The following is a 16,139-nucleotide window of genomic DNA, read 5'->3' as shown; positions in this document are numbered from 1 at the left end:
GCCAAGAGTAGTTGGGGGATCGCCCCCTGCGAGGGTAGGACGTTGCCACGCAATTTTGAAAGCATCGATAGTGTTTACTATCGATGCTTTTTTTGATATTATCGATTTATGCTGTTTCGATCACAATGCCGTTGTAGCTCAGAAGGTAGAGCATTTCCATGGTAAGGAAAAGGTCCCAGGTTCAAATCCTGGCAATGGCTTATATACATAAAAGATTAACATCTGAATCAGATTAATTAAGTCACTTGGAGAAGGCCTTCGAGTGACTTTTTAATGCTTACTGTTAATATAAATCATTAGGCAAGGAAGCGCTTTAAAAAGAGTAATGCTTTTTGCCTAAACATTCACAAGTTTATAGTTTCTACCTGGTTCATTAATGGTAAACTTACTGTGTACAATGATTTTTATATTTAAAGGGGGATCCACGCATGAAAAGAAATTTTGTGCACGTTATTCAATTTATTTTTGTAGCAATTATTTTCACATTTGTAGGGGGAGCATTATCAAGTACCGCTAAGGCTGATTCAGTTAATCTGAGTGACGCCTCATATACCGTTCCGGTTACTTTACTCAAAAGTGGCAGCACTTCGCAGTCCATGGCAAATCACTTTTTTGACCAGACTGCTCAAGTCACAGTTTCTAACGGAACATACAAGACGGTTCTGACCACAAATGGTGCTAACTACATTGCAAGTATGACAATGGGGGGTCAAAGTGTTGGACCTGTTATCACTTCAGGTAATAATGGGACTTTGACATTTAATCTGACAAACCCTAGCAACATCATGCCTGTTAGCTTCACGTTGTACAACATTCCAATCATCCAAACAATGTATGAGACTGCTGACTTTTCGTTTAATTGGGCAGCAGCTGTAAAGGTTCCTGGATCTGATACGAGTACCACAAATAACAGCACTGATACAAATACGACCACGCCAGCAGCTACCAGTAGCAGTACAACCGAACCATCCGCTACCAGCAGTTCAACAACGCCTGCACCAACAACTGTAACCACTACTAAAAAGGCAACTTCTAAAGCCAAGGTACCTACCACTACTCGTAAGTACGTTGTGTTAAAGGGTGATTCAAACTCCAAGTCAATGGCTAACAAATACTACACTCGGACTGCAGTGATTAAGAAGATTGCCAAGCATTACAACGTCCAATTGAAAGTGGCTTATAAGAAGAACTTAAAGTTAGGCTCAAAAGCAGTTCGTCCTGTCACTATCAATGGCCGCAAAGTAAAGTCATCTGTTGTAAACTATGGTAAAACCACGAACTACTACACGATGACATATTCATTCAACGTTTCGTCATTCAAGACCTTGAAGAAAGTGATTAAGGGATCGATTCATGTGGTTGTTCCTCAAGCCCAAATTAGTACCACTTGGCCAATTCGTTTCAAATTTAGTCAAAAGGCACCAGCAAAAGCCAGCAAGCACGCTGCAGTTGTAGCAACTTCAACAGCTGTCACACCTGCTAAACCCGATCAAACCAAATTACCACAAACTGGCGATTCAAGCCAATCCAGTTTATCAGTTGTTGGCTTAGCTTTGGTGTCAGGATTATCCTTTATTTGGGGGAATAATCATGAAGCTGTCAAATAAATCAAAATGGCTTTTGGGAATGATCGTTGCATTGGGATTGTTTTTCGTATCATTCGTCCCAGCCAACGCTCAAACGATTGCTTATCATCCATTGCGATATGGTACCAATCAAACTTCAATGGCAGATGGCTATTTCGTCAAACCCGCAAATGTGGTTGTCAAAAACCATCTGTACTATGTCACGATGCAGATCAGGACAGCTAAGAGTTTATCTTCTTTTCCTGTTAAGGTCAATTGGGTAAATGGCAAGGCACCGCTGAACGTTCGTCGTATCAAAGATCGTGCTGGCAATTCACATATGTACTATTCGTTTTATACGAACAATTTAAAAAAGCGGATCAATGCAAAATTGGCAATTGATGTCCCAAAAGTTTACAAAGCGCATCATCTAATTTCATTTAAATTTAGTACTGCCGGTCTTCCATCCTTAGGGCGGACGCATTCTGCTGCGGTTACTCATCACGTTACCACACATAAAGCTGCGACTGCCAAAGCTGCAACCAGCAGTTCCACTAAACCTAAGCAAACTAGCAGTCAAAAGAAAGCTACCACACCCAAACAAGTGAAGAAGGCTGCTAAGGCAAAGAAGCAGGCCCAAACAAAGGACAAGCAGAAGCCCAAACAAACGTCTTCCAAAAAAGATTCATCACAGCCAAGTAAATCAAGTAGCAATCTGACCAAGCCTGCAAAAAAAGATTCAACCAAACCACAAGCTAAAACGAGTGGCGTTCCTTGGATTGTCGGTGGTGTCACGGTCATTGCCGGCTTATCTGCTGGGTTCTGGATTTACTTTAAGCACTAGAGGGGGCAACAATTATAATGAAAGGATCTCGTAAGATTGCTTTAATTGTGCTTTCGCTTGTGCTCGTTGTGGGGGCTTTTGCCGGATTATTTATGAGCCACATCGGGGCTGCCAACCACCAGAAAAAAGCACGGGTGGTTGCGACCACGTTTGCGGTGGTCCAAATTGCCGATAAACTGAACTTGCCTCTGGTGGGGGTTCCAACAACTCAGAATAAAATTCCAGCACGATATTCACATGCTGCCCGAGTTGGTAATCCGATGAATCCGAGCGTTGAAAAGATTGCCAGCCTCAAGCCCACTGCTGTGTATTCAGTCACGACATTGCAGCATCAGTTTGGTAAGGCATTTAAAGAACGTCATATCGAGCCACACTTTTTGAACTTGACGAGTGTCGCCAAGTTAAAGCAAACGGTCACTTCAATGGGTAAACAGTATGACCGTCAATCCGAGGCTAAAGAGGCCGTCGGTGAGATCAATCAGTCAGAACACCAAGTTGAGCAAGTTGCCAAACAGCACAAAACAATGCCGCGCGTTCTTGTTCTAATGGGATTACCAGGTGCATCGTATATGATTGCCACTAATCAGTCCTACGTTGGCAACTTAGTTTCGATTGCAGGTGGTCACAATGTCTTCTCGTCAAAGACACAAGAGTTTGTTTCACCCAATGATGAAGCAATTAAAAAAGCGCAACCGCAGGTGATTCTCAGATTAGCCCATGCGTTGCCTAATATTGTCATTCCGCAATTTAATTCAGAATTTAAATCTGATCCAATGTGGAAGACGATTCCTGCCGTTAAGAATCACCGCGTTTATGATTTACAAGAACCAAATTTTGATGCCACAGCGAATATGAGGGCTTCAAAAGCATTGAAGATCGTTTCGAATTGGCTATATCCCAAGGAAGGGAGCAGTTCGAATTGACCAAATCTGAAAAAATATGGTATTCAATCATTTTGGTGATGCTTGTCGTCACCATTTTGTTTGCGATGATGGTGGGTGCGAGCTTCATTTCCCCTCATCAAATGATGACCGCGTTTCAAGGTGGTAATCCCAACCAATTGGATATTTTAGTCAATATCCGTTTCCCACGGATTCTTGCCGCCATGCTCTGTGGTGGGATGCTGGCCGTCGCAGGTGCTGCCAGCCAGGCCGCCTTTCGGAATGTCTTGGCTGATCCCAGTATTTTAGGGGTGACCAGTGCATCTGATTTCTTTATCATGATTGGGGCATTGCTGTTACCAGCATTCCCAGGGAACAAGTTTATTCTTTCCATTTTAGGTGGTTTGTTTGCGTTGTTCCTGTTAACTCGGGGACCAGCTCTGCGGAGCCCGTACCGCTTGATTATTATTGGTGTCGCAATGATGCTGACCTTTACCGGATTTGAGCAGCTCTTTGCCAACGGGTTTGGCACGCAAACCACTGGCTCATTTAACGGGATTACTTGGTCCGAAACCGAAGCCCTGTTATTTCTCGGAGTGAGTGGCATGATTGCTGCCGTGATCGTCTCGCCATGGGCCAATTATTTAAAATTATCAACAGAACAGCTGCAAACAAAAGGCGTTTCCGCCACTGTGATGCGAATGACACTGTTGTTAGTGGTTGTTTATCTTTCCTCAGGCGTTTCTTCAGTTGTTGGCACCGTTCCTTTTATGGGAATTGTTGTCCCCAATGTTGTTCGCTACCTGGTTGGGCGGGACTATCAAACAATCATTCCGTTGTCAATGTTGCTGGGCGCCTGGCTGTTATTAGTGGTCGATACGCTTGGCCGGATTGTAGTCTTGCCAAGTGAACTATCTGCGGCCGTCATTATGACCGTTATCGGCGGACCTTTCCTAATCTTGATGCTGCAAAGGAAGAATTTTAATGGACTTAAATCAAGTTAGCTATCATTATCCTCAGCAACCCACGCTACTGAGCAACATTAGTGCCAAAATTCCGACTGGTGGCATTTTGTCGATCATTGGTCCAAATGGTGCTGGTAAATCGACACTGTTAAAATTGATGGCCGGCATCATCCAGCCGTCAGCCGGAGAAGTTTTGCTGGATGGACGGTCGATCGCAACGATTCCACGCAAGCAGCTGGCCACCAAAATCGCGGTAGTCAGCCAACAAAATGATATTTTTGACGATATGAAAGTGATTGATGTGGTTAAAACCGGTCGACTAGCGCACCATAATCTGCTGGCAACGATTGCTGACGATGAAGTGGCTAACTACATTCACGCCACGCATTTGGACTTGTTGGCCCAACGACCACTTTCTTCATTGTCCGGCGGCCAACGCCAGCGAGTTTGGCTGGCCTCAGCACTTGCACAGGATCCGGAATACTTACTACTCGATGAGCCAACCACGTATTTGGACATTCATTACCAAGCCGAATTGATGGCAATTTTGAAGCAATTGAATGAACAGAAGCACATTTCGATTATCATGGTGCTTCATGATATCAATCAAGCGTTTAAAATCAGTCATCAGTTGTGGTTGGTAAAGCAGGGGCGGTTGATTAAAACTGGCCGACCAGCAGAATGTTATGACCGTCAGTTGTTAGCATCAATATTTGAAACCAATATTCAAATTGTTGATGTTCCAAATTATGGTAAGTATATTGTTGAAATTCCGGATGATGAAAAGAAAATAATCTAAAAACAAAAAATGAAGCGCTGAGTAAAATTAATTACTCAGCGCTTCGTTTTTCTAATTAAACATTATTTCTTGTAAATTGACTTTGGAACACCATAACGTGAGTGGCCCCAAGTTCTTTGTAACCACGGAACGCACCAGTAATCCAAACCGAATGAACGACCTGAACCATTCATCAATGCAACGGCTGCAAAGACGATCCAAGCATGCGGCCAACTGGCAATTCCCATAAAGAAGATGACAATTAATGCCAAACTGGCAATCCAAGTGAATAGACCAAAGAACAATAAGCAGCCGATAACTGCTTCAATTGCCGTTAGTCCAAACCCGACTGGGATAATCGTATTAATTGAAAATGCATCGACCATTAAAACGATCCCCAAGAACATTCTCAACGGAACGCTCCATAAAGCATTACTTTGACGGGCAGTAATTCCGGGGAGAACAGTTCGGTTATTATCAACTCTGAAGAATTCTTCTAGTAGATACTGCATCATAAAGTAACCGGAATGAATCTTCATGAAGTACATAAGGTTGGTACCATGCTTCATAATGGTTGCAATCCAACCACGAATTCGTTTGCCGCCGAAGACTTGGGCAATCCCGTATTTAGCTCCAAATGAAACCGTGAAGCCCATGTTCTTGTCGTGGAATTCGGTGTAGTTGTGATTGCCTTCAATATCAGCAGCAATGTTAGCTGAAGAAACAAGTGCTTCGTTTTCAGCTTCCTGAGCAGTTTGTGGAACGGCACGTTCTGCGCCTTGCTCAGTGGCGTTGGCATCGTCTCCGGCAACATAGATACTTTTATCTTCAAAGCCTTTAGCTTGAAGATATTGGTTGGTTACCAAACGTCCGCCACGTCCGGCATCAATACCGAAACTATCTGCAACATGATTGGTTTTAACACCGGCGGTCCAAATCAAGGTGTTGGTTGGAATTGAGTCTTGATCTTTAATGTCAACACTGTCGGGGTTAACCGAGGTGATCATTGAAGAAGTTCGAATTTCAATGCCGTTGCTCTTGATGAATTTTTCAGCATGCGCAGCGTTGGTCCGATCAAGCATGTTGATGATTGTTGGGGCAGCTTCAACCAAGAGAACATGAATTTCGCTTGGATCAAGTTTGTAGTCCTTTGCAAGAACCTTCTTGTAATCAATCAACTCACCAATTGTTTCGGCACCGGTAAATCCGGAACCACAGACAACGATGGTTAATAAGGCCCGACGCTTGTCAGGATCACGTTCAATGGCACCTTTGGCAACAACGTCACGAATATGTGCACGAAGACGAAGCGCATCTTCCATTGACCATAAAGTGAAACCATTTTCTTTAACACCCGGCGTGCCAAAGTCATTAGGTTCACCACCCATACTGATCAATAAGCTATCAAATGGATAAGTGCCATTTTCACCAGTCACAACTTTTTTATCTTTATCAACTTCGGTCACATTATCAGTAATTAACTGCACATTTTTTTGCTTGTGAAAAATTCGTTGCAGGTCATACTGAATACTACTTGGTGCCACCCGCTCGGTTGCTACTTCGTGCAGTCGAGTGAGATAAGTGAAGTATGAGTGACGGTCGATCAAGGTAATTTGGACGTCAGAGTTGCTTTTGAATCGCTTAGCCAATTTTTTGGTTGCGTAAACGCCTGCAAAACCGGCACCAATGACGACAATATTCTTTGTCATGGATATTTTCCCCCTTTGGAATAATTGAAATAAGATTGCTTTAGAAAATTACAATGATAGCATAAACTAATCTTATCACCCTTATTATAAATGTGGGGTAGTCAATTGTCTAATGAAAGCCATTGCAATAATTTCACAAACAACTGTCATTTAAAAATAATCGTTGAATTAGATTGATTGATGGCGTTTCCACATTTTTATACAAATTGTGTCCATCGTGGTACAGGATTATGAACATTCACTGATAATTAATTAGTATTTTGATTGAATGTTGAACCATTTCTATATACAATAAGGGTATATGAGGATAACTCATTAATATTTAGTAAGGGGGGATACAACAATGTTAAATATTGGCATCACAATGCTTGGGCTGTCGCGGTTTCAGTTCGCGATGACCACTGTGTTTCACTTCTTCTTCGTACCGTTTTCCATTGGTTTAGCTTTTATTGTCGCAATTATGGAAACCTGCTACGTTGTGACCAAGGATGACACATACAAAAATATGACAAAATTCTGGGGGAAGATTTTCCTGTATAGTTTTGCCGTCGGAGTTGTTACTGGTATTATTCAAGAGTTCCAGTTCGGTATGAACTGGTCGGATTATTCACGTTTCATGGGGGATATCTTCGGTGCGCCACTTGCAATTGAAGCTTTGGCAGCCTTCTTCATGGAGTCAACTTTCATTGGCCTATGGATGTTCACATGGGACCGTTTCAATAAAGTTGTCCACTGTTTATTCATTTGGCTGACAGCATTTGGTTCGACATTATCTGCTCTTTGGATTTTGGCCGCCAACAGTTTTATGCAAAACCCAGTCGGTTACGCAATGAACGCTGCTCAACACAAAGTTGAAATGACTAGTTTCTCTGCTGTTATCATGAACCGTCAACTATGGAATGAATTTCCACATGTTATCTTCGGTGCATTCTTAACTGCCGCATTTGTTGTCGCTGGCTGTTCAGCATGGCGCTTACTCAAGAAGGATCACGAACACTTCTATCGTAAGTCCATGAAAGTTTCATTGATTATCGGTCTTTGTGCCTGCTTAGGTTCTGTTTGGTCAGGTGATACTCAAACACGTTACCTGATTAACAACCAACCTATGAAGTTTGCTGCAATGGAAGGTATTTACAAAGATTCTACAAATAAGGGTGACTGGGCTTTGGCCTCTGGCTTTAAGGGTCACGACAAGACTTGGTCCATCGAGATTCCGTATGTTCTCAATATTTTGGGCCATCATAGCTTGAATGGAACATTTAAGGGTCAACAAACAGTTAACAAAGAATTAAAGGCTAAGTACAACAATAATTCGCAAACTCGGAATTATTACGTACCAACTAAGACTTTGTTCTGGAGCTTCAGAATCATGGCCATTTCTGCTGGACTGTTTGGTCTAGTTGCAATTGTCGGCTTATGGTTCAACCGTAAGAAGTCTCAAAGCATTATGAGGCAACGCTGGTTCCTATACCTCATGGGCTTGATGGTTTGGCTGCCATTTATTGTTAACACCTGTGGCTGGTTCGTTACTGAATTTGGTCGTTACCCATGGGTTGTTTACGGACTGCTGACTATCGCCGATGCGGTATCACCAACATCTACCGTGGCAAGTTTGATGTTTACCAATATTGTCTACTTCTTGATCTTCGCATCGTTGGGGGCTGTCATGATTATCTTGAGTCACCGAGTTCTCAAGCAAGGACCTGATTCAGTCATTACTGACGGTTACTCAACTGAACCTCAAGAATCTGACAAAAAGGTAGATCCATATGAAATGGGGGCGGCTCATAATGACTAGTTATCAATTTATTTGGTTCTTATTGATTGGCGTGTTGTTTAGTGGCTTCTTCTTCCTCGAAGGTTTTGATTTTGGTATCGGGATGTCCGTTCGATTCTTTGCTAAGAACCGGGCAGAACGTGACACCGTCATTCAAACAATTGGGCCTCACTGGGATGGAAATGAAGTTTGGCTGATCACTGCCGGTGGTGCGATGTTTGCATCATTCCCAATGTGGTACGCTTCACTATTCTCAGGATATTACATTGTTTTGTTCTTAATTTTGGTTGCTTTGATCTTCAGAGGTGTGTCATTTGAATTCCGAGCTAATATGCAGACGGATACGTGGCGTAACTTCTGGGAGTGGGCATCAAGCATTGGTAGTTTCTGTGCTGCCTTCCTGTTTGGAATGATGTTCACCAGTATGATTCAAGGTGTTCCAATTGACAAAAATGGTGACATCTTTGGTAGCTTCACTACCTACGTCAACTGGTTCTCAATCGTTGGTGGCGTTGCAGTTTCACTGTTATGCTTCATTCACGGTTTGAACTTCTTACGTTTGAAGACATCTGGTGAATTAAGAGAACGAGCTGAAAAGTGGAGTAAGATTCTTTACCCTGTTTTGCTTGCCGGTGAAGTTGTCTTTGTTATCCTACTTTACTTAACAACTGATTTCTTTACTCTCAAGCCAATGTCAACTTGGGGAATCTTAATCGCCTTGGTAATCTTCACCTTAGCTGCATGGTGGGGCGCACAATCCAGTCACGATTGGGCATCATTCATTGCCAGTGGTCTTTCACTGATCAGTGTGGTTGTCTTAATCTTCAACGGACTGTTCCCACGGGTTATGATTGCTACGAACAGCGCAAATTCAATTTTAATTAAAAATGCATCAAGTTCACCATATACTTTGCATTTGATGACGATTTTGACATTTACTATCTTGCCGATTGTCTTGATATACTTCATCTGGAGTTACTGGGTATTCTACAAGCGTATCAAGTCACCAAAGCAAGCTATCGAATAGTGTAAATTAAGACCCCGGAATTTTCGGAGTCAGAAAAATGAGATCGAGACAAAAGCTGATGCTTTTGTTCCGACCTCATTTTTGTTGTTTCTCGTTTGACTACCCAAATAAAACAATAAATAAACCGCTCACATATTTCATTGTGCGCAATAATTCTTTATACTAGGTAATGTAATTAATTTTGTTCTGGGGGAGTGAAAAGTTTGATTGATAAAAGATTGTTTGATCTGCCGGGGATGAAAAAGTATGCCGCAATTTTGGGTATCCTGGTTTTCATTCAGGCAATCGCAATAATTGCTCAAGCACGAGCGCTGTCAATCGCGATCGTGAACTTATGGAACTTACAGTCGATTAACACCATTGTTGGACCGACCATCGTGTTCACAGTTGCGTTCTTGGCGCGCCATTTATTAACTGTGACAGAGAACCGGTTCCTGTTTCCATTCGTTGAAAAAACGAGTGGGGACATGCGGGAAGATTTGATGGCAAAGATTTTTCGCCTCGGCCCGGCAGAAATTGATAAACGGGGAACTGGTAACATCGTTACCATGGCACTTGAAGGAATTGACCAAGTGCAAACTTATTTGATGTTAGTCATTATCAAGATTTTGGATATGTCGATCACACCGTGGCTGATTTTGCTGTATGTTCTCTTCTTGCGCTGGGAACAGGCCATTTTCTTATTTGCAATTTTTCCAATTATCATTTTGTTCATGATTATTCTTGGACTGGCAGCGCAGAGTAAGGCTGATCGGCAATATGAGGGCTATCAGCGGCTCTCCAACCACTTTGTCGATACATTACGAGGCTTACCGACTTTAAAGCAGCTCGGGCTTTCTAAGCGCTATGCCGACAATGTCTATGAAGTCAGTGAATCTTATCGAAAAGAAACCATGTCAACGCTGAAAATCGCCTTAACTTCAACTTTTGCCCTGGATTTCTTCACGACATTGTCAATCGCTGTGGTTGCGGTCTTTCTTGGTTTTGATTTGATGGATGGCAAAGTGATGCTCCTGCCTGCATTGACTATTTTGGTGTTGGCACCTGAGTATTTCTTGCCCATTCGAAATTTTGCCAACGATTATCACGCTACTTTGAACGGTAAAAACGCCATGAGTGCCGTCTTGGACGTGCTTCACGAACCTGAGATGACAGAACGTGAAGTGTTGCCTGATTTGAAATGGAACAATGATTCAACTTTGAAGTTGAACCAAGTGTCATTGACTTATCCCGACACCAAAGAACCGACTTTGAAGGATATTTCAATTGATATCAAAGGGATGAAGAAGATTGGCATTATTGGTGCTTCTGGATCTGGAAAATCAACGTTAATTAACTTGATTGGTGGCTTCTTATCACCTGATAGTCACGACTCGATTACAATCAACGGTCAAACGGTACCGCATTTAAACCAGGCCAATTGGCAGAAAAACTTCCTGTACATTCCGCAAAATCCATATCTGTTCCACGCAACATTGGCGGATAACATTTCGTTTTACGTCGCTGATGCAACCGAAGCAGCAATTACCAATGCGGCCGACAAAGCCGGTCTGACTGACTGGATCAAAACTTTGCCCGATGGCCTTAACACCATGATTGGTGAAGGTGCCAGAACGGTGAGTGGTGGTCAGGCCCAGCGGATTGCTTTAGCCCGAGCCTTCCTTGATCCAAATCGGAAAGTGCTCTTATTTGATGAGCCAACCGCCCATTTGGATATCGAAACCGAAGCGAGTTTGAAGAAGGATATTTTACCAGTCTTCAATGACCATCTGGTATTCTTCGCAACGCACAGACTTCACTGGATTGGTGAAATGGACTACGTCTTGGTCATGGATCATGGGCGTTTGGTTGAACAGGGAACCCCTGACGAATTGGCCAAGCGTAATGGCGATTATGTCAAACTTCGTGCAGAAATGGAGGCGGCTGACCTATGAAAAATTTGAGAAAAACGTTTGCAAATGATACTTGGGTCATGCCATACCTACGAAAGTATAAAGGTTTACTGATTCTGGTCTTGTTCTTAGGATTTATGACCTTTTTCTCTGGCGGTGCTTTGATGTTTAACTCCGGTTATCTGATCAGTGAAGCTGCCAGACAGCCATCCAGTATCATTTATATTTATGTACCAGTTGTCTTGGCCAGAGCGTTTGGGATTGCCCGACCTGTTTTCAGATACGTTGAACGGTTGACCAGTCATAACTGGGTGCTCCGGATCGTATCGGACTTCCGGAAAAAACTGTATCAAACCGTTGAACAAAAGGCATCGGCAATTCAGCGTTCTCATCAGACCGGGGATATCTTAAGTATTTTAGCGGATGACATTGAACATATTGAAAACTTATACTTAAGAACGGTCTTTCCGATGGTTATCGGCTGGCTGCTGTACATCTTCGTGGTCATCGGCGTTGGCTCACTGAACTGGGTTGTTGGTATCTTAATGCTGTTGCTGTTGGGAATTATCACGATCGTAATGCCGCTTGCATCAGTTGCCACCAATGGTGTTCGTGAGTTCAAGCAACATCAAATTCAACACGAATTCTATACAAATTTGACTGATGAAGTTTTGGGATTAGGCGACTGGTTGATTTCCGGCCGTTACAATGACTTTATTGATTTACAGAAGAAACCAATCAAAGAAATTGCCGCCCTCCGGAAACAAGATCATTACTTCCAGTGGTGGCGGTCATTCTTCGTTCAATTTATTATTTTACTGACAACATTGGTTCTGTTGATTTGGTCCGCAAATCAATTTACTGCAACTAAATCATTGGCGAACTGGGTCGCAGCCTTTGCATTGGCAATCTTCCCGGCAGTTTCGCCATTTGTTAACATGAGTCAGGGTGCCAGTGAATGGCCAGTCTATCGACGTTCGATTGAACGGGTAAATGCACTGGATTCCGGTACCGGCAAAACAGTTGAGCAGACTTCGTTAACGGAACCGTTCAAGGAACTTGCGATTAACGATTTGACTTTCAAATACTCGGATGGTGAACGTAACGTCGTCAAGCATATCTCGATGGATATTCATCCGGGCGAAAAGGTTGCCTTGCTGGGACCTAGTGGAACCGGGAAGAGTACCTTTCTCAAATTAATTGTCGGCGATTTGACGCCTACCGATGGTCAGGTTCTAGTTAACGATAAGAACATCTTGAATTTACAAGATGTCCGTTCATCGTTGTTCGGAATCCTTGACCAACAGCCCTATTTGTTTGATACAACGGTTATGAACAATGTCCGGTTAGGAAATGTTAATGCGACTGACCAGCAGGTAAAGGACGCAATTGCGGCCGTTGGATTGAAAGATCTGATTGAATCGTTGCCGGATAAGTATGATACCCAAGTTCAAGAGGCCGGTAAACGTTTCTCAGGTGGAGAACGGCAACGGTTATCGTTGGCTAGAATTTTGCTCCAGGATGCACCAATTATCATTTTGGATGAGCCAACGGTTAGCTTGGATCCAATCACGGAAAAGAAATTGCTCGATAAAGTGTTCGAGCTGCTCCACGATAAGACAATCATCTGGGTCACCCACCATTTGGCAGGAATCGCCCATGTGGACCAGGTTCGTTTCATGGAAAACGGCGAGTTCGATATGCAGGGTACCCCGCAGGAATTGTATAAGAGCCAGGCAAGGTTTAGGCAGTTGTATGATTTGGATAGGGGCAGAGTGTGACGAGGGTTGGTTGATGCGGTTTCTAAGGGTGCTTTGGCTGAAGTCCTGTTCTTGGACTTTAGTCAAAGCGCGCTTAGAAGTTAGCATCAGACCCGTCGGAACACGTTTCGGCTAAATAAAAGTCGAGCACCTACAAATTCAAACCCCACAAACACCACAAAAACCAGAAAATGCCACAACCCAAAGGAAAAACCAAAGGGTTGTGGCATTTTATTATGATAAAATTACTGTTTCCGCGTTAACAATATCCGTGTCAATGTCTGAAGATCACGTTTAGATTTCTGCTCAGGCAATTGCCCAATCAACGTTTCGGCTTTTTCAGTCAGTTGATCGGCAGACTCGACAGCTTTTGCCAGACCGCCGGAACTGATGACAATATTGCGAATTTTGGCGATGTCGTCATTGGATAATTTCTCACGTTTATCTAGCAACGGTTTTAATTCATCCGGTGCCAGCTGAATTGCAAAGATCAGCGGTAAAGTATACACACCAGATTTCAAATCCTCCAAAACGGGTTTCTTGGTTTGGTGAGGATCACCACTGTAATCCAAGATATCATCGAGAATCTGATAGGCTTGACCAATTGTCAGGCCAATTTCGCCGCCCAGCTTAACGATTTCTGCTGGTGCATGTGTCACAATGGCACTTTGCTGGAAACAAAGCCGAAACAGTTCAGCAGTCTTACCTGTGATTTCGTGGAAATAATCAGCTTCAGTCATTTTCTGATTAAAGTTATATTTCATCTGATCTAATTCGCCAGCCAAAATGATTTGCATCGCATCAACGTGTCGCTTCATATCAGCGGGTTCCTGGGTTGACTTGAGGACCTGGGTAAAGTAACACGTGAAGAGGTAGTCACCGGCGTAGATGGCGTTTTTTTGGCCATATTGAGTGTGAATTGTCTTCACCCCACGTCGAAGTGGTGAATCGTCAATCACATCATCGTGAATCAATGTTGCAACATGCAACAATTCAACTGCAGCAGCACCAGCTTTGATCTTTGCCGGGTCGGTTTTTTCGCCGAATTCTGAATAGATGTAAAAGAAACCTGGACGCAGGAACTTGCCGCCGGATTTTAACAACTCAATGATTTTATCGTGAATCGGCTGATTTGGAAGGTTAACGGCGTTTAACAAATAAGGTTCCAAAGCGATTAATCTTAAATTAATGCGTGGAAATTGACGCCAAAGTGCATGGACCATGATATACCTCAATTTAATAAATTTTTAATTACATTATCTAAGATACAAATTCCGCGGGGAGTTGTCAATTAAGGTAGCGTGGAAATAATTCGGAAGTGTTCTACAATGGATTTAAGATTCAAGAAAGTAAAATATTAAAGGGCTTAAATCAAATTTCAATTGATGGGAGAAGATTAAATGACAAAACAATATGATGTTGTCATCCTTGGTGGGGGTGTTGCCGGTGGTTCATTGGCGCATTCCTTGCGGAGGCAGCATAAAACTGTGGCGGTTGTTGAAGATAATTTATTTGGTGGGACTTGTCCGAATCGGGGCTGTGACCCAAAGAAGATTTTATTATCTGGCCTTGAAGTGACCCAATTAGTTGCTGATATGCAAGGGAATGGGATTTCCGGTAAAGTATCGGTTAATTGGCCGGATTTGATGCGGCATAAGCGGCAGTACACCAATCCAATTTCAACTGCCACTCAAAATGGTCTGAAATCAGATGGGGTTGATACGTATCATGAACATGCTCATTTTAATCAGGATGGCTTGCTAGAAGCCGGCAATGCAGTCCTTGCTGGTGACAAATACGTTATTGCAACTGGTCAGCGGCCGGCTATTCTAGATATTCCGGGCAAACAGTTTTTTAAAACCAGCACGGACTTTTTGAACCTTGATGAAATGCCGGCAGATGTGACCTTCATTGGCGGTGGCTACATTGGTTTTGAGTTGGCAGGGATTGCCCACGCAGCCGGAGCGAAAGTTCACTTGATCCACCACAATGATCGGCCACTCAAGCAATTTGATCAGCAGTTGGTCGGGCAGGCAGTTGATCATTTATCAAAATTAGGCGTTGATTTTCATATGGATACCGATGTCGAAGAAATCACCCAGGTTGGTGATCAGTTCGTCTTATCGGGGGATGATTTCAGACTGCCAACCGATATGGTCTTCTGTACAGCAGGTCGAATTCCAAATGTCGACACCATCGGTTTGGAAAATGTTGGCGTTAAAACAGATGCCCATGGGGTGATTGTTGACGATCATTTGCAAACATCTAATCCGAATATCTTTGCGATGGGGGACGTTGTAAGCACTAAACGTCCAAAGTTAACTCCGGTTGCAGGCTATGAAGCTGCCTATTTGGCAAACTACTTCAATGGTGCCGCCGATAAGATTCAATTCAATTCAATTCCAACGATTGTGTTTGGCCAGCCATCACTTGGTCAAGTCGGACTGCCATCCAGTATTGCTGCAGATGACAGCAGGTACATGCTGATCACCAATGATATGACGGCTTGGTATAGTTATCACCGGTTGAATGAACCGCTCGCAAAGGCCAAGGTCGTGATTAATCGCGATACGGAAACCGTTGTGGGGGCAACTGTTTTGAGCAACCATGCAGATTATTTGATTAATATCTTTACGTTGATGATTGATAAGCAAATGAAGATTAGTGATTTTAACAAGGAAATTCTGGCCTATCCGACATTTGCCAGTGACGTGCAGTATTTGGTCTAGATACCATGAAAATTGGTTGAATCAGTATGCCAGTGTTGTCAGAAAATAGCTGAGAAGCCCCAACAATGAATTTTTTTCGTTGTTAGGGCTTCTCTTCTTGTTTATGCAGTATGGATTGCAAGGCACTTTACTGTTATATAGAGAAAACGTGTTCCGACGACCCAGATGCTAACTTCTAAGACAACTTTGGCAGAAACCCAAGATCTGGGTTC

12 protein-coding genes and 1 tRNA gene are annotated in these 16,139 nt (G+C 43.0%); 11 read left to right on the top strand and 2 right to left on the bottom strand.

Going from position 1 to position 16,139, the window contains the following annotated elements:
- The first annotated feature begins 127 nt into the window (after positions 1-127).
- The 6 genes from FD05_RS01635 to FD05_RS01610 all read left to right on the top strand — a co-directional run bounded on the left by FD05_RS01635 (position 128) and on the right by FD05_RS01610 (position 5,054).
- Positions 128-200, top strand: a tRNA-Thr gene (locus FD05_RS01635).
- A 228-nt stretch (positions 201-428) separates the two neighbouring features.
- Positions 429-1,607, top strand: coding sequence for an NEAT domain-containing protein (locus tag FD05_RS01630; protein WP_039933294.1), 1,179 nt, complete (start codon positions 429-431; stop codon positions 1,605-1,607).
- The gene (locus tag FD05_RS01625) at positions 1,591-2,409 is read left to right on the top strand and encodes an NEAT domain-containing protein (protein WP_039933295.1); all 819 of its coding nucleotides are present in this window, start codon (positions 1,591-1,593) and stop codon (positions 2,407-2,409) included. The genes FD05_RS01630 and FD05_RS01625 overlap by 17 nt, the downstream gene beginning before the upstream one ends.
- Positions 2,410-2,426: 17 nt before the next feature.
- Positions 2,427-3,332: a heme ABC transporter substrate-binding protein IsdE gene (gene isdE, locus FD05_RS01620; RefSeq protein ID WP_020281934.1), complete on the top strand. Its 906-nt coding sequence runs from the start codon at positions 2,427-2,429 to the stop codon at positions 3,330-3,332.
- Entirely contained in the window at positions 3,329-4,294 is a 966-nt protein-coding gene (locus tag FD05_RS01615) for an iron ABC transporter permease (protein ID WP_039933296.1), read from the top strand. Before isdE ends, FD05_RS01615 begins: the two co-directional genes overlap by 4 nt.
- On the top strand, positions 4,275-5,054 hold the full coding sequence (locus FD05_RS01610; protein WP_020281937.1) for an ABC transporter ATP-binding protein: 780 nt from the start codon (positions 4,275-4,277) through the stop codon (positions 5,052-5,054). Before FD05_RS01615 ends, FD05_RS01610 begins: the two co-directional genes overlap by 20 nt.
- Before the next feature lie 62 nt (positions 5,055-5,116).
- Here FD05_RS01610 and FD05_RS01605 read toward each other — a convergent pair whose 3' ends face one another.
- Positions 5,117-6,742, bottom strand: a complete 1,626-nt coding sequence (locus FD05_RS01605; RefSeq protein ID WP_020281938.1) for an NAD(P)/FAD-dependent oxidoreductase — start codon at positions 6,740-6,742, stop codon at positions 5,117-5,119.
- Positions 6,743-7,085: 343 nt separating this feature from the next.
- Between FD05_RS01605 and FD05_RS01600 the strand changes: the two genes are divergently transcribed.
- The 4 genes from FD05_RS01600 (at position 7,086) to cydC (ending at position 13,219) form a co-directional block, all read left to right on the top strand.
- On the top strand, positions 7,086-8,540 hold the full coding sequence (locus tag FD05_RS01600; RefSeq protein WP_020281939.1) for a cytochrome ubiquinol oxidase subunit I: 1,455 nt from the start codon (positions 7,086-7,088) through the stop codon (positions 8,538-8,540).
- Entirely contained in the window at positions 8,533-9,546 is a 1,014-nt protein-coding gene (gene cydB, locus FD05_RS01595) for a cytochrome d ubiquinol oxidase subunit II (protein ID WP_020281940.1), read from the top strand. The genes FD05_RS01600 and cydB overlap by 8 nt, the downstream gene beginning before the upstream one ends.
- 203 nt (positions 9,547-9,749) lie before the next feature.
- The gene (gene cydD, locus FD05_RS01590) at positions 9,750-11,480 is read left to right on the top strand and encodes a thiol reductant ABC exporter subunit CydD (RefSeq protein WP_020281941.1); all 1,731 of its coding nucleotides are present in this window, start codon (positions 9,750-9,752) and stop codon (positions 11,478-11,480) included.
- Positions 11,477-13,219 carry a thiol reductant ABC exporter subunit CydC gene (gene cydC, locus FD05_RS01585; protein ID WP_020281942.1) on the top strand — a complete coding sequence of 581 codons (1,743 nt, stop codon included), beginning with the start codon at positions 11,477-11,479 and terminating at the stop codon, positions 13,217-13,219. The genes cydD and cydC overlap by 4 nt, the downstream gene beginning before the upstream one ends.
- 224 nt (positions 13,220-13,443) lie before the next feature.
- On the opposite strand, the gene FD05_RS01580 is transcribed toward cydC, so the two are convergent.
- Complete coding sequence (locus FD05_RS01580) at positions 13,444-14,421, bottom strand: polyprenyl synthetase family protein (protein WP_020281943.1); 978 nt, start codon at positions 14,419-14,421, stop codon at positions 13,444-13,446.
- A 177-nt stretch (positions 14,422-14,598) separates the two neighbouring features.
- On the opposite strand from FD05_RS01580, the gene FD05_RS01575 reads away from it, so the two are divergent.
- Positions 14,599-15,927 carry a dihydrolipoyl dehydrogenase family protein gene (locus tag FD05_RS01575; RefSeq protein WP_020281944.1) on the top strand — a complete coding sequence of 443 codons (1,329 nt, stop codon included), beginning with the start codon at positions 14,599-14,601 and terminating at the stop codon, positions 15,925-15,927.
- Positions 15,928-16,139 lie beyond the last annotated feature (212 nt).

Origin of the sequence: Lentilactobacillus otakiensis DSM 19908 = JCM 15040, assembly GCF_001434145.1 — a bacterium.
GTDB classification, from domain to species: domain Bacteria; phylum Bacillota; class Bacilli; order Lactobacillales; family Lactobacillaceae; genus Lentilactobacillus; species Lentilactobacillus otakiensis.
The sequence above is the reverse complement of the archived record's forward strand: the minus strand, read 5'-3'. Positions and strand labels throughout refer to the sequence as shown.